The 20,166-nt window shown below is 46.0% G+C and carries 20 protein-coding genes and 1 pseudogene; all 21 read left to right on the forward strand.

The features are described from left to right. Window positions 1-187 precede the first annotated feature (187 nt). Window positions 188-898, forward strand: a complete 711-nt coding sequence (locus tag DP091_RS19585) for a copper amine oxidase N-terminal domain-containing protein (protein ID WP_113059867.1) — start codon at window positions 188-190, stop codon at window positions 896-898. 247 nt (window positions 899-1,145) lie between these two features. Continuing rightward, on the forward strand, window positions 1,146-1,505 hold the full coding sequence (locus DP091_RS19590) for a DUF3221 domain-containing protein (RefSeq protein ID WP_181469874.1): 360 nt from the start codon (window positions 1,146-1,148) through the stop codon (window positions 1,503-1,505). A gap of 259 nt (window positions 1,506-1,764) precedes the next feature. Beyond that, on the forward strand, window positions 1,765-1,977 hold the full coding sequence (locus DP091_RS19595) for a hypothetical protein (RefSeq protein WP_220091177.1): 213 nt from the start codon (window positions 1,765-1,767) through the stop codon (window positions 1,975-1,977). Between the two features lie 547 nt (window positions 1,978-2,524). Beyond that, a pseudogene (locus tag DP091_RS19600) lies at window positions 2,525-3,442 on the forward strand (NAD(P)-dependent alcohol dehydrogenase). 756 nt (window positions 3,443-4,198) lie between these two features. Then, the gene (gene cntA / locus DP091_RS19605) at window positions 4,199-5,776 is read left to right on the forward strand and encodes a staphylopine-dependent metal ABC transporter substrate-binding lipoprotein (protein ID WP_113059869.1); all 1,578 of its coding nucleotides are present in this window, start codon (window positions 4,199-4,201) and stop codon (window positions 5,774-5,776) included. Window positions 5,777-5,806: 30 nt separating this feature from the next. After that, on the forward strand, window positions 5,807-6,739 hold the full coding sequence (gene opp1B / locus DP091_RS19610; protein ID WP_113059870.1) for a nickel/cobalt ABC transporter permease: 933 nt from the start codon (window positions 5,807-5,809) through the stop codon (window positions 6,737-6,739). Continuing rightward, window positions 6,739-7,620: a staphylopine uptake ABC transporter permease subunit CntC gene (gene cntC, locus DP091_RS19615; RefSeq protein ID WP_113059871.1), complete on the forward strand. Its 882-nt coding sequence runs from the start codon at window positions 6,739-6,741 to the stop codon at window positions 7,618-7,620. The genes opp1B and cntC overlap by 1 nt, the downstream gene beginning before the upstream one ends. Further along, entirely contained in the window at window positions 7,607-8,413 is an 807-nt protein-coding gene (gene cntD / locus DP091_RS19620) for a staphylopine uptake ABC transporter ATP-binding protein CntD (protein WP_113059872.1), read from the forward strand. Before cntC ends, cntD begins: the two co-directional genes overlap by 14 nt. 3 nt (window positions 8,414-8,416) lie before the next feature. Continuing rightward, complete coding sequence (locus tag DP091_RS19625) at window positions 8,417-9,163, forward strand: ABC transporter ATP-binding protein (RefSeq protein WP_113059873.1); 747 nt, start codon at window positions 8,417-8,419, stop codon at window positions 9,161-9,163. Between the two features lie 26 nt (window positions 9,164-9,189). After that, window positions 9,190-10,404, forward strand: a complete 1,215-nt coding sequence (gene cntE / locus DP091_RS19630) for a staphylopine family metallophore export MFS transporter CntE (protein WP_113059874.1) — start codon at window positions 9,190-9,192, stop codon at window positions 10,402-10,404. A gap of 53 nt (window positions 10,405-10,457) precedes the next feature. Further along, window positions 10,458-11,432: an ABC transporter substrate-binding protein gene (locus DP091_RS19635; RefSeq protein ID WP_113059875.1), complete on the forward strand. Its 975-nt coding sequence runs from the start codon at window positions 10,458-10,460 to the stop codon at window positions 11,430-11,432. A 55-nt stretch (window positions 11,433-11,487) separates the two neighbouring features. Beyond that, window positions 11,488-12,522: a FecCD family ABC transporter permease gene (locus DP091_RS19640; protein ID WP_113059876.1), complete on the forward strand. Its 1,035-nt coding sequence runs from the start codon at window positions 11,488-11,490 to the stop codon at window positions 12,520-12,522. Beyond that, window positions 12,519-13,571, forward strand: coding sequence for a FecCD family ABC transporter permease (locus DP091_RS19645; RefSeq protein ID WP_113059877.1), 1,053 nt, complete (start codon window positions 12,519-12,521; stop codon window positions 13,569-13,571). Before DP091_RS19640 ends, DP091_RS19645 begins: the two co-directional genes overlap by 4 nt. Before the next feature lie 32 nt (window positions 13,572-13,603). After that, window positions 13,604-14,419, forward strand: coding sequence for an ABC transporter ATP-binding protein (locus DP091_RS19650; protein ID WP_113059878.1), 816 nt, complete (start codon window positions 13,604-13,606; stop codon window positions 14,417-14,419). A gap of 249 nt (window positions 14,420-14,668) precedes the next feature. Then, the gene (locus DP091_RS19655) at window positions 14,669-15,856 is read left to right on the forward strand and encodes a GTP-binding protein (protein WP_113059879.1); all 1,188 of its coding nucleotides are present in this window, start codon (window positions 14,669-14,671) and stop codon (window positions 15,854-15,856) included. A gap of 79 nt (window positions 15,857-15,935) precedes the next feature. After that, a complete protein-coding gene (locus DP091_RS19660; RefSeq protein ID WP_113059880.1) occupies window positions 15,936-16,268 on the forward strand; it encodes a DUF3024 domain-containing protein in 333 nt (110 codons plus the stop codon). Window positions 16,269-16,316: 48 nt separating this feature from the next. Further along, on the forward strand, window positions 16,317-17,132 hold the full coding sequence (locus DP091_RS19665) for an AAA family ATPase (protein ID WP_113059881.1): 816 nt from the start codon (window positions 16,317-16,319) through the stop codon (window positions 17,130-17,132). 95 nt (window positions 17,133-17,227) lie between these two features. Continuing rightward, window positions 17,228-17,377, forward strand: a complete 150-nt coding sequence (gene rpmG / locus DP091_RS19670; RefSeq protein ID WP_007127873.1) for a 50S ribosomal protein L33 — start codon at window positions 17,228-17,230, stop codon at window positions 17,375-17,377. Between the two features lie 77 nt (window positions 17,378-17,454). Beyond that, window positions 17,455-18,162: a metal ABC transporter ATP-binding protein gene (locus tag DP091_RS19675; RefSeq protein WP_113059882.1), complete on the forward strand. Its 708-nt coding sequence runs from the start codon at window positions 17,455-17,457 to the stop codon at window positions 18,160-18,162. Further along, window positions 18,108-18,971 carry a metal ABC transporter permease gene (locus tag DP091_RS19680; RefSeq protein ID WP_113059883.1) on the forward strand — a complete coding sequence of 288 codons (864 nt, stop codon included), beginning with the start codon at window positions 18,108-18,110 and terminating at the stop codon, window positions 18,969-18,971. The genes DP091_RS19675 and DP091_RS19680 overlap by 55 nt, the downstream gene beginning before the upstream one ends. Then, window positions 18,964-20,160, forward strand: a complete 1,197-nt coding sequence (locus DP091_RS19685; RefSeq protein WP_113059884.1) for a metal ABC transporter substrate-binding protein — start codon at window positions 18,964-18,966, stop codon at window positions 20,158-20,160. Before DP091_RS19680 ends, DP091_RS19685 begins: the two co-directional genes overlap by 8 nt. Window positions 20,161-20,166 lie beyond the last annotated feature (6 nt).

The following is a 20,166-nucleotide window of genomic DNA, read 5'->3' on the forward strand; positions in this document are numbered from 1 at the left end:
CCTTTTTCGAAGGGGGATTATCATTTTCAGGAGAAATGTAAATGAGAATCACAGTAGGACATGGACGTAACATAGGAATGAGGTGAACTGGTTAATGATAAGAGATAGTTTCTTACATTTTTCGGAAACTAATTGAACATAGATTGCGTTTATATCTTAATGCAAATCATTAGAGGAGGTATTAGTAGTGATTCAAAAAAAGTTATTCTCGGTCCCAGTTGTAGTCCTTAGTATTTCGTTGGTAATGGGCGGAGTTTACGCTTTCGGGTCTGGGAAAATTAAAATCGTTGTGAATGGGGAGAGTATCGTGACTGATGTTTCCCCTGAGAATGTAAATGGCCGAGTGATGGTACCAATCAGTACCATTTCTAAGGCACTTGGGGCCAATGTTTCATGGGATCCCAAGCCACAGACAGTATCCATCAATCAAGGAACTTCTAATGCTCCAGTAACAAACAATGTTTGGAACCAGTCCCTTAATGATATGTATGGCGAGGAGTGGGCTGGGGTCAAGAGAGTGATTGATCAGTTTATTCTAGGGTACGATGGCCAGGATGAAGAGTTAGTTAAGAGTCTTGTTGTTGAAGGTTTCGATAAGACATTCATTACCCCAGAAGTTTATGTTCCTGTAGGCGGAAATTATCCTTCATTATTGGATCATGACATCATCGATGCGAAAAAGACGGGCACAGTAGACGGTAGAGGCGAGTATAAGGTACGAGTTAAATTTGTATCTTATGTTGGTCTCTCGTCACCTGTTGAAAACACATGGGATATTGATGTAACCCCGAAACCTTCGAAAGTGGATGAATATCTAATTAAGAAAATTGTTAGATCAGCAAAGAGTCTTGCATCGTACACGGTTTTCCCTGGTTTGACATTCAAAGATGAAGGCTAAGAAGTAAAAAAGGTTCCTTAGTCTGGCAGTGGATATGTATATGTATATTTCATGATTCACGCTTGTTCCTTTGCTAAATCTGTTGTTGGTTTGGAATTTACCAAAAATGGATTATTCAATAGCAAAGGAACCGCGTATTACCACAATGGGCTGTCGGTACTATCGGCTAACGGGCAGTTTAACGCAACAAATTTATTCCGGTTTTCGTCTAAGAAGTAGGTTGGATTATACGAGGAGGGGTATAATTTTGAGAAGGTTAGCTTTAGGAGCAGCTTTAGTACTTGCCTTATGTATGTTTAGTGGTTGCAGTGCTTCGCCCGAAGCCAAAAAGGGGGATTATATTATCTCGAAAGAAGAACAAAGAATCTTAGTAGCGAAGAATATTTCAAAGAAGGATTCTGAAAGTAAGACCTTTGCTGACCTCAAAAAGAATAACATCGAAATAATCAATTACATTGTTGAGGATTCCCAACTCTATAATGAGCTAAGGATAGGCGAAAAAGTTAATGTAACCCCCAAAACGAATGACAAAGGTGAATACGTTGTAATGAAATCCGATCCCCCGCAAATTAGAGCTGGTCAGATAGAAAGACTTAAAGATGGATGAGATTACTTGTCACGACTAAACAATATTAAAACTTTAACGGAGAATTAAAGATTAACCATATGGAAAAGCTGCTATCAGCGATTCAGCGGCTTTTTGGGGATCACATCACAATTCGTTCACATCCAATTAGGTTATAATAAGAAAATAATGGACCTGAAAATGCAGCCAGTGGCGAGGTGATACGCATGAGTATATTAAGATACAGTTATCCCACAATTGTTTGTTAAAAATCTTGTCTTATCGTCAGCAAGTTACTGCAATGACAACGGTGCTAATGAATTTAGGAGAGCACAAGTTAATTGTTATAGAATCTTTCCATGTGGACGGTTCGCTCAAGGATGACTTGGAACTGCGAAGCTCTGATTTAACCGATTTAGGAAATGTATTCTTCAAAGAGGTTTTCCCAATATGGTCTGCGTATATTGATCATGGCGGGGATATTCAAAAAACAACCATTCTTTTAAGAGGTTAAAACAAGATCTAAATGGACCCCTTTTATGTTATTGTGATAGGAGAGGTTATAATTGACTGATCGACAAAAGATTTACTGGTATATGCTGAAAAAAAGGAATCTTCCCGATTAACAGTGCTGCAACGCGTTATTTCCAAATACCCCAGAATTTCATGGTTATGTCAGTAGATGTCGGGTGACAAAAACACGATAACATTAGATGCCGCTGATGAAGCGGCTTTTTTATATTTATGCTATCAAGTTCTTGTCAATAGACAATTGTCAGGGGACAAGATCATGGTCCCATTGAAAGTCGTTAATTTAACGGATTTTTGTTTTATCGGTACAAGCTCTTGTCCCGAACCGAGAACAGAAGCTTGTATCGATATTACCGCTTTGATACATTTCCAATTAATAATGAGATCCGGCGGAGGACCGAGGCTGTAGCACGTGCTCGTAAACTCGATCTGTTGTTAACTCTCCACTAAATACAATACTTTAGTATCTATCCCGAACAGTGGTGAGATCAATATACTAGGCTTAAGTTGTGGCCAAGGAGGTAACCCATTTGAAAGTGATGATCTGCACTAAATACGGATCACCAGACGTTTTACAACTAACAGAGGTTAACAAGCCAGTTCCGAAGGCAAACGAAGTACTGGTGAGAATTCGTGCAACCTCCGTAGCGTCAATGGATGTTCGAATTCGCAGCTCTGACTTTCCTCTAATGTTGTGGATTCCAATGCGATACGTGCTTGGGTTCAGAAAGCCCAAAAACCCCATTTAGGGATAGTAGTTATCTGGAATCATCGAAGATGTAGGTAAAGACGTTAAACGATTCAAAAAGGGCGATGAGATTATCGCGTATCAAGGAATGAACTTCGGTACTTACGCCGAGTATACGTGTCTCCATGAAGACGGAATGGTAGTCATGAAACCCATAAATTCAACTTATGAAGAAGCAGCGGCCTTTGCCTTCGGAGGACTTTCGGCCCTATATTTCTTAAAAAAGTCGAACATTCAGAGTGGACAAAAGGTTCTTATCTATGGAGCTTCTGGTGCAGTGGGCTCATCAGCTGTTCAACTCGCTAAGTACTTTGGTACAAAGGTTACTGGTGTTACTAGCACTGCAAATATAGACTTGGTGAAGTCGTTGGGAGCTGATCTGGTCGTTGATTACACCACAGAAAATTTTGTGAACAGAAATGAGCGATACGATGTTATCTTTGATGCCGTTGGGAAAATTTCAAAAGCGATATCCTCCAAAGCCTTAGCTCCTAATGGAACCTATGTGTCCGTGGATGGTCAGGGCATAGCGAAAGTCAGCACCAAGGATTTGCACTTCCTCAAAGAGCTTATGGAAAAGGGGAAATTGAAATCGGTTATCGACAGGTGTTACCCGTTGGATCAGATCCCCGAGGCTCACAGATACGCAGAAACAGGACGCAAAAAGGGAATAGCGGTCATTACAGTAGGCGAGACATAATATTCAGGGTCCTCCGAAAAACGAGTTCAAAAGATCCAATTAAAGCGCTTTTTCACAACGAGAAATGGTTAATCGTAATTGATAAAAATGATCAACTAGGTAATTGCACTAAGGGGAAACGATCGCTAAAAGAAGGTAACTCACCAAAAAGCCGCTGTATTTTACCTCAACTAAAGCGCAGTAGAGCAAGAATAATGTTGACTATTTGTACATTGTTTGTTCATTGGTGGTTCTAATTCCAGCTAAAATATGGGGTAAGTATAGTACAAAAAGCATATCCACTCAGATCACGCGTCTAAAAAATGGCCATTTGATTATCATCAAATTTGTGCTACAACTACGGTTCCACCTCGTCATTCAAATAATAAGCATGAGTCCGGTATATCGGGCTAGGTTTAAAGGTTGCATTCCTAAGGCAGTTACTATCTACGTTGTAAAAACAAGTTGTAAAAACAAGAGAGCGTAAAGGCTACCATGCCATACGCTCTCTTTCTTACGAAAATTTTTAAAGCTACGATGTCAACTGGCGCTGTCCTCTAATTTATATATAGAAAATTCCTTGGAAGAATTTGTTGACTATTTTATGATGACATGCTATATTTTTTTCGAATTAAATAGTAATGATTACAATTAAGTTGCACTGAGTAAAAATGGGAAGAGATAGGGGGATCAATGAGGGGTCTGGGAAAGAAATTCATTAACAGTACATTAATTATTTTTAGGAGGGATAGGGTGAACAGAATTCTTAAGGTTTGTATGTACATTATCACGGTTGCACTAATAGCAGGGTGTGGTGAAGCAACTCAGGGTAAGAATGGTGAGGCGGCAATCCAAGATGAGATTATTTATGCAACTGCGAAAGATATTCATGACATGAATCCTCATTTGTACACGGGTTCCATGCCAGCTCAGGGGATGGTGTACGAGTCTTTGGTAGAGAACACAGAAGAGGGCATAAAACCATTGTTAGCTGAAAAATGGGACGTTTCGGAAGATGGAAAAGTGTATACCTTTCATTTAAGAAAAAATGTGAAGTTTCATGACGGAGAGCCGTTTAATGCCGAAGCGGTCAAGCAAAATATCGATGCCGTCCAGCGTAATGCCGACAAGCACGCTTGGATAAAACTATCCTCCAAAATAGACAGTGTAACCGTTCTGGATGATTACACCGTCCAAATCAATTTGAGCGAATCATATTATCCTGCACTGGTCGAACTGTCCATGACGCGACCCTATGTATTTATTTCCCCCAAAGACTTCATTCAAGGTGAGACAAAGAATGGCGTGAGTGGTTCCAACGGCACAGGTCCATACATATTCAAGGAACATAAGATCGACCAGTATGCATCCTTCACCGCCAATGAGGAATATTGGAGTGGGATGCCAAAAATCAAGAAAATTACTGCAAAAGTACTTCCGGCCGGTGAAACTACGTTCCTCGCTTTGCAAAAAGGAGAAGTGAATTTCGTATTCACTGATGACCGAGGCGCGGACAGCCTCGATGTACAAGCGATGAACCGCTTGGTCGATACGGGGAATTACCAAATCGTCCGAAGTGACGCCATGAATACAAAAATGATCGTTGCCAACAGCAGCCAATCGGAAAGCCCGATAAGCGAAACCGCCGTCCGGGAAGCTATCTGGTATGCAATAGATCGGGAAACCATCAGCAAGGACATATTTGAAGGCACAGAAGCAAAAGCGGATCGATTGTTCTCATCCAACGTCAATTATGCAGACGTTCAATTAAAGGAGCGGGGTTATGATGTAGAAGCGTCCGAGCTTTTACTGGACCAAGCCGGATGGAAATTAGCCGGGGGCGATGACGTCAGAAGTAAGTCGGGTCAAAGGCTGGCTATGAAATTATATTACGACAGCAACTCCTCCTCACAAAAAACACAGGCTGAATTTATTCAAAATACTTTAAAGTCGATAGGATTACAACTGGATATTATCGGCGAAGAATCCACATCCATTGCGAATCGCCGATCTACAGGGGATTATGAATTATTGTTCAATCAAACTTGGGGTTTGGCGTATGATCCTCAAAGCACCATCTCGGCCTTCACCTCGGAAGCTTCTTATCTCCACACTACCAAGGGAATTGAGGAAGCAGATGACCTCTACAACCTTATTCAGAAGGTAATGGTTTCTACCGATGAAGATAATCGGACAAATTTGTACGCGGAGATCATGCGGATCGTGCATGATGAGGCCGTATTTATCCCGATTTCGAATGGCAGTGTTACGGTGCTCGCACCTAAGGCATTAAAAGGGATTGGTTTCAAACAAACGCAATTCGAGCTCCCATTTGAACGCATGTATTTTGAATAGGACAGATCATCATTCGATAAGGAGACATGTATGGGAAGTTATATTATTAAACGTCTATTATTGTCCGTTCCAATTCTGGTGGTCATATCGTTTTTGACTTTCCTATTGATTAATCTGTCTCCGATGGACCCTGTGGAAGTAGTGCTTCGCGCCCAAGAGGTCCCTGAAATCACAGACGAGCTGATTATCAAAACGAGGGAGGAGCTGGGAATGAATCAGCCATTCCTTAAACAGTACGCAGACTGGGTATTAGCCTGTCTTCAACTGGATTTTGGAGAGTCCTATGTAACGGGGCAATCGGTTTGGTCTTTGATAAGCCCGGCGTTTCTCAATACGTTAAAACTTACTTTAATTTCATCGGCCTTCATTATCTTGCTCTCCATCATCTTGGGGGTTGTTTGTGCACTCAATGAAGGTAAGTTATTGGATCGGTCAATCAGAGGGTGGTCCTTCATTCTGACCGCGATGCCTTCCTATTGGCTGGCCTCGCTTATGATCTGGTATTTTTCCGTCCATTTGGACCTGTTACCGACAAGTGGGATGGATTCTTATCAAAGCTACATTCTACCGGTGACGGTCATATCAGTGGCTTATGTAGGCATTTACTTCAGAAACGTAAGAAGCTCCATGCTCTTTCAATTACACGAAGATTATGTTGTCTATGGGAGAGCTTGTGGTTTGCCTGAGAGGAAGATCACCGTTCATATTTTACGAAATTCCTTGCAGGTTGCTGTATCCATATTTTGCATGGCCATTCCGATTATATTGGGAAGTACGGTCGTTATCGAAAATGTATTTGCATGGCCGGGACTCGGTCGGCTAAGCATAAAGTCGATTCTGAGCAGAGACTTCCCAGTCATACAGGCTTATGTCCTTATTATGGCTGTAGCTTTTGTATTGTTTAACACCCTGGCTGATCTGATTAATGCGGCATTGAATCCGAAGCTAAGGAAGGAAATCTAATGAGAGTCCTAAAAAATTTAAGCAATGACAAGCTAGCCAGCATGTCTCTGATTGTAATTGCAGCAATCATAATCGTAGGCGTCGCAGCCCCCGTGTTCGCTCCACATGATCCTAACGAAGTAAATATGAATCTTCGATATGGGGGAATCTCCTGGCCTCATTGGCTTGGTAACGATCATTTAGGGAGAGATATTCTATCCCGGCTGATATACGGCATTCGCCCCAGTATTCTTTGGGTTTTAGTTGCACTCTTGGCATCCGTAGGCGTGGGGGCGATTATAGGCTTTATCTCAGGTTACTTTCGCGGGAAAACAGATAAGGTATTCATGAGACTATGCGATATTATGCTATCCTTTCCGGGGTATGTCATGACCTTAGCGGTCGTGGGCATTCTGGGGGCGGGTCTCGGGAACATATTGATTGCATTCGTTGCTATGAAATGGGCGTGGTTTGCCCGCGTCATCAGGACATCGGTCATGCAGTATTCCGAGATGGATTATGTCAAGTTTTCAAAAGCTGCGGGCATCAACAATCGCAAGATTATCCTTCAACATATTGTCCCTGTGACATTTTCCGATATTGCAGTTACCGCAAGCGGTTCGATGTGTTCGATGATCCTGCAAATTTCAGGATTATCGTTTCTTGGATTGGGAATAAAGGCCCCGAACGCCGAATGGGGAATGATGCTGAATGAGGCGAGAGAGGTAATGTTCTCGCGTCCGGAACTCATGCTTGCTCCTGGGCTGGCCATTGTAATTGCCGTCTTAGCGTTTAATTTTTTGGCGGATGGACTTCGGGATGCGCTGGATCCGAAACGAATGAACTCAGGAAGAATGCAAAGAAATGCAGAGGTGGAGAAACCAGCCTATGAATATGCTTGAGGTAAATCAACTGAGGGTTTGGAACGCGAAAGATGGTAAAGAGATCATCCATAACAGCTCGTTTCAACTCAAGTCAGGCACCTGTCTGGCCATCGTAGGAGAAAGCGGAAGCGGTAAATCCATGACATGCAGGTCGATTATCCGATTACACAAGCCAGGTATTCGTCAATCCGGGAATATTTTGTTTAAAGGGGATGATTTAACCCTACTCCCGGAGAAGGAAATGAGAAAAAGACGCGGCAAATATATTTGCATGATCATGCAGAATGGAATGAGCGCATTCGATCCATCATGCGTAGTCGGTGTGCATTTCAAGGAAACGCTAAAGCAGCATTTCGGCTGGGGTAAAAGCGAGGCGGAATCCATCATGATAAGTGCCATGAAGAGTGTCATGCTTCATGATCCACAGGAGATCATGAATAAATACCCTTACCAATTGTCGGGCGGGATGCTGCAGCGATTAATGATTGCATTGGCATTGGTCCTTGAACCCGACGTTATCATCGCGGACGAACCGACAACGGCACTGGATACGATTTCTCAATATGAAGTGCTCGAGCAATTAATTCAGCTTCGCGAACGCACGGGCAGTTCTATGATATTTGTCTCCCACGATCTGGGGGTTGTGAGGAAGATTGCGGACGAAGTGATTGTGATGAGAAACGGGGAGATTGTTGAAAGGGGCGCAACCGAAACGGTATTTACATCAGCGAACCACGCATACACCCAATACTTGGTTTCTACTCGCCTCGAGCTGAGCAACCATTTCAATTCCATCATGAAGGGGGAGTAATCCGTGCTGAAAGTCGAAGGCGTCGATAAATCCTACCGCATTGGCGGATGGATGACGGGTAAACGTCAAAACATTCTCAGGAACGTAAGCTTTGAATGCGGGAAAGGCGAGTGTCTTGGTGTTATTGGAGAAAGCGGCAGCGGAAAATCAACGCTTGGACGTCTCATCTTGGGCATCGAGAAGCCAGATAGTGGAAGGATCGTTTTCGAAGGGAACAACGTGACGCACCGACAAACCAGATTGGGCAATATCAGTGCAGTATTTCAAGATTATACATCTTCCATTAACCCATACTTTACGGTAGAAGAAGCCATCATGGAACCATTGAGAGCTCTGAGGGGACCCGGAAACGATCTTCGAGGCAAAATCGACGTTCTGTTGAGTCGAGTCGGGTTGGATTCCTCGTACAAAAAAAAATATCCTCATGAGTTGTCCGGGGGGGAAGTGCAAAGGGTTTGCATCGCAAGAGCCGTTTCAACGGAGCCAAAGTGCATTGTACTCGATGAAGCCGTGAGTTCCTTGGATGTATCTGTTCAGATTCAAGTTCTACGATTATTAAAGGAACTAAAAGAAATTTATCAGATGAGTTATGTCTTTATTACCCATGACATACAAGCAGCAGCTTACCTTTGCGACCGGATCCTTATTTTTAAAAGTGGTCAGGTTGAGGAGACCGTTCACGTCGGGCAATTAAAACAGGTCCAATCGGACTATGCCAAGCGACTGATCGATCACTTGATTACATTTTGACATTTTCAACGCAGGAGGATTGAATGATGAGTGGAGCGATGTCTTGGCCATTTCTGCGTTTATATTTGCTTACACTGCTATATTTCAGCGCAAATGCCATTCTGAACGTCATCATACCGCTCCAGGGAGCTGCATGGGGAGCAAGCGGTACAACAATCGGCATTATTATGGGCGCCTACATGTTTACAACCATGTTTTTTCGGCCGTGGGCCGGCCAATGGATCCAAAAGTACGGGCCAATCAGAGTGCTTCGCATTATTCTCTTAGTCAATGCTGCTGCTTTAATACTGTATTCATTCACCGGGTTAGGCGGGTATTTGGTTGCACGAATACTGCAGGGTGTTTCAACAGCATTTTTTTCGATGGCGCTACAGATTGGCATTATTGACGCTTTGCCAGAGAAAGATCGTTCTCAAGGCATCTCTTTTTACTCTTTATTTTCATATATTCCGGGCATTATCGGTCCTGTTTTTGCTATAGGTTTCTGGCAAACGAACGGGATGGACTCCATATCGATCATCTTAATCCTGATTGCTATCAGTACCGGTCTATTCGGTTACGCAGTCAAAATGGACCCGGCAACGGGATCTTCCGATACGCCCACCACGAATTCAGGGGTATTTCAGTCCTTTGGACAGATCATAAAAAATCCACTCATGTTCAAATGCAGTGTACTGATGCTCTCGTCTTCAATCGTGTTTGGAGCGGTAACCACGTTTATGCCGCTGTACGGCTCTCAGCTGGAGAGCGGCCATGCCGGCATCTATTTGATGCTTCAAGCCGCTGTTGTGGTCGCTGCTCGTTTCATGCTAAGAAAAAGAATCCCTTCCGATGGTAGATGGCATTCGTGGTTTGTCATGGGAATCATGTTTCTCATTTCCCTCGCTTCCCTATGCATCAGTATTTCTCAACTATGGGGTTCTCTATTTCTGTACGCAGGGGCCATTGTTATGGGCATTGCGCAGGCGCTTCTGTATCCGACACTAACAACCTATTTATCTTTTGTATTGCCTCAACAAAGCCGCAATGTATTGATAGGCTTGTTTATCGCAATGGCCGATCTCGGTGTATCTTTGGGCGGTGTCGTTATGGGACCGATCGCCGATGTTCTATCTTACTCCTCCATGTACTTGATCTGTGCTGCCTTGGGGCTGATTATGATTGTCTTTGCATATGGGCGCAGAGATAGGAAGGCTTCGAGAAGCCGGGCCAGTGAAGAAGAAAATGTACAAAGGACATAGCTTCGTCCGTATTAATCGTAATAATTACACTGAATCAAAAGGGGATGTAACCCATGCGCAAACGACTAGGTATTGTATGTTTGATAATTGCAGCACTTATTTCTGGCTGCAGCAGTGCTCCACAAGATCAGCCTCAAGAAACGGGGACTGAAACTGCAACGGACAGAACGGATGTTGAAGAGGCAGCGTCAAATGCTGAAGGAAAAAGCGCCGAAGCGACATTCAAGGATGTAACCGGAACGGAGATATCCGTTGACTTGCCGGTGGAGAAGGTCGCGTGTTTAACAGAGATCTGCGTAGATGCCCTGGTTGAGCTGGGATTGAAACCCGCTGCGGTAACTGCAGGTGGACTTGCGCCAGAACCGGAGTTTTATGGTGAGGAAGCAGCAAGCCTCGGACAAATCGGAGGAAGCTTCTTTGAACCCAATTTGGAGGATATTTCGTTGGCGGGACCGGATCTTGTCATCGGATTGGAAGGAACCCATGAAGGGTTGCGGGAAGGCTTAGCCGGCATTGCTCCGCTATACATCGTCCAGCCTAGGAGTATGCAAGAATCGATCGAGTTTCTGCAGCATATGGGCCAGCTGACCGGGAGAATAGCGGAAGCCGAAGCGGCCGAGAAGCGCTTGCTGGATAAATTCAACTTCTACAAGGAACATAGTCCGAAGGATAAAACCGCGTTGGTAATGTACGGTTCCGATGTGAATTTCGGGATCGATACGGCCGGGTCACTTGTGGGCTCGATGCTGGCGGAAGTCACGCAATACCCATGGCCCGCACCCGAGGCAGATGGCGGCCATCAAGCAGGGGGGATGGCTTATTCGTTGGAAAAGGTGCTTGAGAACGATCCGGATTATATTTTTGTCGAGACCTTCACGTTCAGCCCAGATGCACAGCCATTATCCGAGCAATTCAAGACGAACCCGCTGTGGTCCAGACTCCGCGCGGTGAAGAATGGACAGGTTCATGAGATGCGTACACCGTATGGGCCAGCGGCAGAGGAACGCGGTCGCTCGGCATCATATTAGACGAAGCGATGAGCAACATGTATCCCGAGCTTTATAAGAAAGCGGTGGAATAGCTTTGCAGCGTATCGATCCCACCGTAATCAAGAGAGCAAAAATAGGGGGGGCGCCCCTTTTTTTTGCATTGTTTGTCATGCTGGCTGCTGTGATATCAATAGGCATGAAGCACGGCTACCCGGAAATATCCTGGTCAAGCTTGCAGCAGCTGCTGTTCTTTAACGGGGGGACCGAACTCGAGAGGGTGTCTGTTCTGGAGATCAGGCTTCCCCGAATCGTACTAGGATGCATGGCCGGAGCAATGCTGGGGTTATGCGGCGTTCTTCTGCAGGATGGACTTCGAAATTCATTAGCAGGTCCGGAGTTGTTAGGTGTTTCTTCGGGAGCTTCGTTTATGATGGCTCTCGTTACGGTTTTACATGTTCCCGTCTCCTATGGCATGCAGCCATGGTTTGCCCTTCTTGGAGGACTTATAGGCGGGGCTGTGGTTATCTTGGCAGCCGGGGGAAGAAATGGAGGCATACATATTATCCTTATCGGCGCTGCTGTCACTGCGATCATGAACGGATTGGTGGTATGGGTGATTACGATGGGGTCATCCAATAGTGCGAGCCTCTTGTTTACGTTCCTGATGGGGAATTTGGCGAACCGCAATTGGACTCATGTCGGTTATCTGTTGCCCTGGGCGCTCGTTACGATTCCCCTTTCCCTAAGCTTCGCCAGATCTTTGAACGTACTGCGCTTGGGGAGCGAGACGGCCGAAGGACTGGGACTTCATGTCATGCAGATGCGTATTTATCTGCTCATCGTTTGCTGCGCGATGACGGCAGCGGTTGTATCCCAGTGCGGACCTATTGGCTATATTGCCTTAATCGCTCCTCACCTGATACGGAGCTTATCACAGCAATATGACGCAAAGTTCGTTCTTCCATTCTCGGCAATGCTCGGAGCCGTCCTGTTAACAACGGCCGATATTCTGGCACGAACCGTGTTTATGCCCAGGGAAGTGCCTGTCGGGCTTTGGACGACTCTAATCGGCGGACCTGTTATTATCGCATTGTTTTTGCGTAAGCTTGGGGGGCGGTCTTCAGAATGAACAAGCTGATCCGTAATCGCAATCCCTATGAGATGACATATAAGATCGGACTGATGGCAGCTTTGCTGCTTGTCCTGATTCTGTGTGTCATGCATATCGCATTTGGCAAAGTGGTGATTTCACCGCAGCATATTCTGCGTGTATTGGCGAACGTACATGAAGAGGCACATCATCGACAAATCATATGGCAGCTTCGACTCCCAAGGACTTTGATTGCGCTTGTAGCGGGCGCCATGCTGGGCCTGGCAGGAGCGATTCTTCAGTCCATAACCCGCAACCCGTTGGCAGAGCCGGGATTACTCGGCGTATCGGCAGGCTCGGTGTTGATGATCGTCATTTGGATCACATTTGCTGACGGTTTAGGGGATGCGACGAGGTATCTTCCTTTGGTTGCATGGACCGGCGGCATCGGCACCGTCCTTTTTGTTAACGCATTAAGTCTTGGTAAGGGAATGGATATCACCAGGCTTGCATTAGTCGGAATACTGACGGGCAGTGTATTGCAATCCTGCACGTCGTTAATCCTGCTCCGGCATACGGAAGCGGTCGGCAGCATCCTGTTATGGATGATCGGCTCCCTTAATGGCCGGGTATGGGTGCATTGGGATATGCTTTGGCCTTGGGCATTAGCCATCATCCCTCTTGGTCTTCTTAGCGCTGGAGCTGCGAATGCGTTGCAATTGGGGCAGTCTACGGCGGCTAGTCTGGGCGTGCCTGTTCGCCGAATGCGATGGATGATGCTCATCCTGGCGGCAATGCTGACCGCCGGTGCGGTTGCAGCTGTTGGCGCGATCGGATTTATTGGTCTTATCGGTCCTCATATTGCAAGGAGACTGGTAGGCCAAGATGCAAGAAGATTATTCCCTTTCAGTACGGTCGTCACAGGCGTGCTGCTGCTTGGCGCCGATGTCATTGCCCAGGCCGTATCGTTCGAGCTGCATGTATTCGGTTTAAGCTCGCAAGTTTCCCTTCCGGTAGGGGCAGTTACCGCCTTTATGGGGGCTCCTTTTTTTCTGTATCTCATTAAGCAAAAAAGAAAATCACATTAAATGTTTCAACGAACAAGGAGACAGAGACGAAGATGAAAGAAGATCAATCCCAAAAACCCTTGCTGGAAGCTCAGAAAATAGAGCTGCGATATAACGACAAACCCATCCTCAAAGAGCTGTCTATGGATATCCTATCAGGTGGTGTGACCGCGCTCTTGGGCACCAACGGATCCGGCAAATCCACGCTGCTTAAAACCATGGCACGGCTGCTTATGCCGCAGAAAGGGTGTGTATATTTGGATGGGCATGCCATTGCAAAAGAATCTCCGAGGGCCTTGGCAAGGAAAATGGCGATACTCCCTCAGTCACCGGAGGTTCCGATGGCCATAACGGTCAGAGAGCTGGTAGAGCAGGGACGGTATCCTCACGTAGGTCCGCTGCGGATGTTGAAAAAGCAGGATCATGCTGCGATCGAAGAAGCGCTTGAGGTTACCGGCATGCAAGCTTTCGAGCAGCGGCCGCTGGATTCCCTTTCGGGGGGAGAAAGGCAGCGAGCGTGGATTGCCATGGCGATCGCTCAGTCGACTCCCGTGTTAATGCTGGATGAGCCCACGACATTCCTGGATGTTCGACATCAGTTGGAAATATTGGAGCTCGTTAGAAGGCTGAATCAAGAGAGAGGGACTACGATTATTGTTGTGCTTCATGATTTGAATCAGGCGGCGAGATACGCAGATCGAATGGTTGTTCTAAAGGATGGGCGGGTTGTACGGGATGGTACGCCGGATCGAGTGCTGACTGAAGCTATGCTGCAGGAAGTGTTCGGAATACACGCTACGGTGTTAAAGGATCCTGTGGCGGGAATGCCTATCTTCCTGCCCCATTCCATCGTTCATCGCGAAGGATAAGGTATTGCTCAACGCTTGCAAAATCAAGGGCTGGTAGACCAGGGATCCATATCATCTTTGGTCTATTCGCTGTGTTTTTTTTGGAGCCAAGATAATTTGTGATTCTAAGGACGTGATGTATCGAAATATAGACGTTTGACATTTTGAATAAAAGGAATTATATTAGGGTTGTTATAAATCGTAATCATTACGAATAATATGGGTTAATCTATTTTAAGTCCAATATCAAGTCACAAGGAGAAGAATGCAATGACACAACAACAAATCCCCGTAACGGTACTCAGCGGGTATCTAGGCTCGGGAAAAACGACGGTATTAAATCACGTACTGAATAACCGGCAAGGCCTGAAGGTCGCTGTCATTGTAAATGACATGAGCGAGATTAACATTGATGCAGCGCTGGTTAAGGGAGAGGCGTCCTTATCCCGCACGGAAGAGAAGCTGGTCGAGATGTCCAACGGATGCATATGCTGCACGCTGCGAGATGATTTAATGAAGGAAATCGAAAAACTCGCCATTGAGCAACGGTTTGATTACATTCTGATTGAATCCACAGGCATCAGCGAACCGATCCCGGTCGCTCAGACATTTACATATGCCGACGAAGAGACAGGGATTGATTTAACGAATCTGGCCAAGCTCGATTGTTTGGTCACCGTCGTGGACGCCAATCGATTCTGGCAGGATTTCGCATCCGGTCAGAGCCTTCTGGACCGCAATCAGGGCGCGGGAAGCGAAGATGATCGTGATGTCGTGGATTTGCTTATCGATCAGATCGAAACCTGCGATGTACTGCTGCTAAATAAATGTGATCTCGTGGATGACGCGGAATTGAACCAGCTTGAAGCTGTCCTTCGGAAGCTGCAGCCGCGCGCCAAGATCATTCGTACCCGGAATGGGCAAGTCGATCCGTCTGAGATCTTGAATACGGGATTGTTTGATTTTGAACGGGTAAGCATGTCAGCAGGATGGATCCATGAATTGCAAAAAGAAACGCATGTCCCGGAGACCGAAGAGTATGGTATCAGCTCCTTCGTGTATCGCCGCAGAAGACCCTTTCATCCCTCCCGGTTGGCTGAATTCATGGGGGAATGGCCTGAACAGGTTGTTCGAGCGAAAGGACTGGTGTGGTTGGCTGCAGATGGAGATGTTGCGGCAAGCTTAAGCCAAGCCGGACCTTCGATTCAGTTTGGACCCGCCGGATATTGGGTTGCCGCGCTTCCTGCAGCGGAAAGAGAGGAGATTTTACGAACCGAGGAGGATGTACAGGCGAAATGGGACACCGATTGGGGAGACCGGCAAACCGAGTTGGTGATGATCGGGATCGACATGGATCGAGAGAATGTTGAGGATGCGTTGGATCTGTGTCTGCTTACCGATGAGGAAATGAGCTTGAATTGGGCGCGCTTTGAGAATCCATTACCTTGGATTGCATAGCTGATGAAGCGGCTATTGATTCAAAATCATGTGAACAGCGCGCTAGAAGAATAAACCGAGGGATAGGAGGTATTTTAGCGTGGACCTATTTACGTACAAAAGGATCTGTTCAATTCTCGAGGGTTACATTGCCGTGAAAGTACCTGCGGATCTTAGAGCGTCTGTTCGGCTAACGTATCGGACTTCTAAAGATACCGTCATTCTTTCGGAAGAAAGACCCGATTGGGATCGACGGGAGTGGATGTCTACCGAGCTAGTGCAATTCCATTTCCACAATGGTACATGGAGAGTCTATGCCAAGCCGAACGGCAGTGAATGGATCCCAGTTTCGTCTATTTCTCCCAGCAATGATTTTGAAGAGGTGCTGGAGCAGGTAGAAATTGATGCCCAAGAGGTTATATGGGTTACTTAAACCGGGTTACATCCATCTATATACACACCGAAGGAGCAACAACTATCGATGAGCAAAAGTAATACGAGTCAGCGTCTTCCCCGTGCGAAGGGAATTGACATGGCAAGCCTATATTCTCCCAAAGACTGTGCCAAAAAGGCAAAGCATCTCATTTTGTCAGAAATCAATCAAAGAATTGCAAAAGAATTTGTTGAAATTTTAGGGATGAGGGAGGAGTTTGAACAGCATGGCGTGCCGGTTCCAAACAAGATTGTCATGTACGGCCCTCCAGGAACAGGAAAGACCTTAACGGCTTTTTACATGGCTAAGGTCCTTGAACTTCCACTTGTCTTGGTACGCTTGGACGCAATCATCCACAGTCATTTAGGGGAAACCGGAAGCAATATCCGTAAAATATTCGATTATGCCAGCACATTTTCGTGTGTTCTGTTCCTGGACGAATTTGATGCCATTGCCCGGACTCGAGATAACAACGATGAAGTCAAGGAGATGGCGCGTGCTGTAAATACGTTGCTCCAATGCTTGGATGATTTTGGAGACCGGAGCATTATAATGGCGGCCACCAATTTGGAAAAGGATCTGGATCAGGCTATATGGCGCCGATTCGATACGAAGTTAATCTATACCGTGCCTGAGCTGGAGCAAAGGAAGTTATACATTGAAATTCTCATTGGCGAATTTGAATATGATCCGTCAATTCTCACTGAAACTTGCCAGCAGCTTGCAAGGTGCAGCTTTGCTGATATTGAACAAATTGTACTAAAAGCAAAACGAAAAGCGATTATTGAGCGAATGCCTCTTCAGATGAAGCATATGCAGAACGCTATTGAAGAGTATAATCCAATAACCGTCGCTGCTCATTAATAGATGTCATAAATCCGATAGATGGGTTGACAAAAGATACACATAGAGGGTAGTATTACTAATCGTAAACATTACAAATAAGGAGGATGCAAAATATGAGAGTCATCGTTACATTGGCATGCACTGAAACGGGAGATCGCAATTACACGACAACCAAAAATAAGAAAAATCATCCGGAGCGTTTGGAAATGCGCAAGTATTGCCCTAGATTGAAAAGATATACGTTACATCGCGAGACACGATAATATAAGTATCGACATTAATCGTAATTATTACGCAAGACAGTGTTGAATGTTCTGTCATGAGGAAGGAAGAGATAGAAATGATTATGTCCTCCATGCGCGACGTCGTGTTTGGATACGGAGATCGAACCGTCATCGAGAACCTGTCACTGGATATCCATACCGGGCAATTTATCGTTATTTCAGGCCCCAATGGTGCAGCGAAATCGACCTTGCTTAAATTGATGCTGGGTTTGATCAAGCCTTGGAGCGGAACGATTGAAATGAATCGTGTATCGGAGGACGGATCACCAATAACGGTTGGTTATGTTCCTCAGCTTGTGGCTTCGTTTAACGCCGGTTTCCCCAGTAAAGTCATCGAACTCGTTCGTTCAGGCCGTTATCATCGTCTCGGGTTGTTCAAACGGTTTGCAGCCAGCGATCATGAGGCCGTCAAGCAAAGCCTGATTGAGGTGGGGATGTGGGAATATCGCAACCATAAGATTGGCGAATTGTCAGGGGGTCAGAAGCAACGGGTTTGTATTGCCAGAGCATTGGCTCAGGAGCCGGAGGCATTGATCCTTGATGAACCAACAACCGGGATGGATGAAGCGAGCCGTAAAGAGTTATACGAGCTGCTGGATCACTATGTGAAACATAGAGGCAAAACGGTGATCATGGTCACCCATTCATTGGAGGAAATCGATCCATACCTGGACCGGGTCGTCCATCTGGAACGAAAGGAGGATACGGGATGGCGATGCTTGGTTACGAATTCATGCAGCGTGCGTTTTGGGCAGGAGGCCTGATCGGTGTAATCGCTCCGATCCTCGGCGTATATTTAATGCTTCGTCGGCAGGTGCTTATGGCTGACACCCTCTCCCATGTATCGCTGGCAGGGGTGGCACTAGGATCGTTCTTGCATCTCAATCCGACGATAAGCGGATTTGTCATCGCCATTCTCGGAGCTCTTGTCATTGAACAGCTTCGAAGGGTATACCGCACCTACACCGAGGTGCCGGTAGCCATTATCATGACCTCCGGACTGGCAGTGGCCGTCGTCCTGATGAGTTTGAATCCGCATTTGAACAAAAGCTTCAGTTCCTACCTTTTTGGATCCATCGTTGCGGTCAGTGATACACAACTAGCACTGATTGCCATCGTAGCCGCATTAGGGCTGGTGTTTTTTGTTGCCTTTCGCCGGCCCCTGTATAACTTCGCCTTTGATGAGGAGACTGCTGCAATTTCAGGAACTCGGGTTTCGCTTCTTTCGTTTTCATTCGCCGTGTTTACAGGCATGACGGTCGCTGCTTCCATGCCAATCGTTGGCGTATTGCTAGTATCGGCACTTATTGTACTTCCAGCTTCGATAGCGCTCCGGATTGCTCCCGGATTTTTAGCTGCCATGGGAGTAGCCGTCCTTACAGGATGGGTTGGCGTTTTCTCGGGGTTAACCGCCTCCTACTATTTGAATTCGCCGCCCGGTGGCACGATTGCTCTCATTTTGTTAGGGTTCTTGCTCATAGCTGTATTCGTTCAGAAGCTGCTGCAATTGCGAAATCGAAGAGCCGTACAAATAAACAAACCGAAAGTAAGAGGAGTTATTAATCATGATTAAGAGTTATAAACGAATCTTTGCCGCTTTTTCATTATCCGCAGCATTGGCTGTCGCGGGCTGCGGCTCTGCCAAGCCAAGTGAATCCAATGGAAGCATGAATACAACGGATAGCCAAGTAACAGACACATCAACAGCAACAAAATTAAAGATTAAAACAAGCTTCTATCCGATGTATGAATTTACGCGCCAAGTGGCTGGCGATTTAGCGGATGTTGAGAATTTGGTACCGGCAGGGGTTGAACCGCATGACTGGGAACCTACGCCGCAGGATATGGCAGGCATTGCTGATGCTGACGTGATTGTGTATAACGGTGCAGGTATGGAGAGTTGGATTGATCAGGTACTGGAAAGCGTCAAAGATCGTGATCTAAAGGTAATTGAGGCTAGTCAAGGAATAGAGATCATGGAAGGCGAAGGGCATTCCCATGCCCACGACCATGGCGCAGAAGGCGAACACAGCCATGAAGAGGAGCATGCCCATGACCACGGCACAGAGGGCGAACACAGCCACGAAGAAGAACATGCTCATGACCACGGCACAAAGGGCGAACACAGCCACGAAGAAGAACATGCTCATGACCATGGCACAGAGGGCGAACATAGCCACGAGGATGAACATGCGCATGACCATGGCGAAGAAGGCGGGCATCATCATGATCACGGCGGTCTTGATCCCCATGTGTGGCTTTCGCCTGCTCTTGCTATTCAGCAAGTCCGTAATATTGAACAAGGCTTGGCTGAAGCAGATCCTGAGCATAAGGATGCCTACAAAGCGAATGCTGATGCCTACGTAAGCAAGCTGGAGGCGTTGAATCAGGAGTTTAAAGAAGGATTGAAGGATTCCAAGAGAAAAGACTTCATCACCCAGCATGCTGCATTCGGGTATTTGGCCCATGAATATGGTTTAACCCAGATACCGATCGCTGGATTGTCCCCTGATCAAGAGCCATCGGCTTCGCAAATGGCGAAGATCATTGAATTTGCCAAGGAGAACAATGTAAACACTATTTTTTTTGAAACGCTCGTCGCCTCAAACGTCGCAGAAACGATTGCAACTGAAATCGGAGCATCCACAGCCGTACTGAATCCGATTGAAGGCTTGACGGAAGAAGATATCGCAAAAGAACTTGATTATATTACAATCATGCAACAAAATCTCCAAGCCCTGCAAGCTGCTTTAAATGAATAAATCTTA

This window comes from Paenibacillus sp. MDMC362 (genome assembly GCF_003269305.1).
Classification (GTDB): Bacteria; Bacillota; Bacilli; order Paenibacillales; family Paenibacillaceae; genus Paenibacillus_AQ.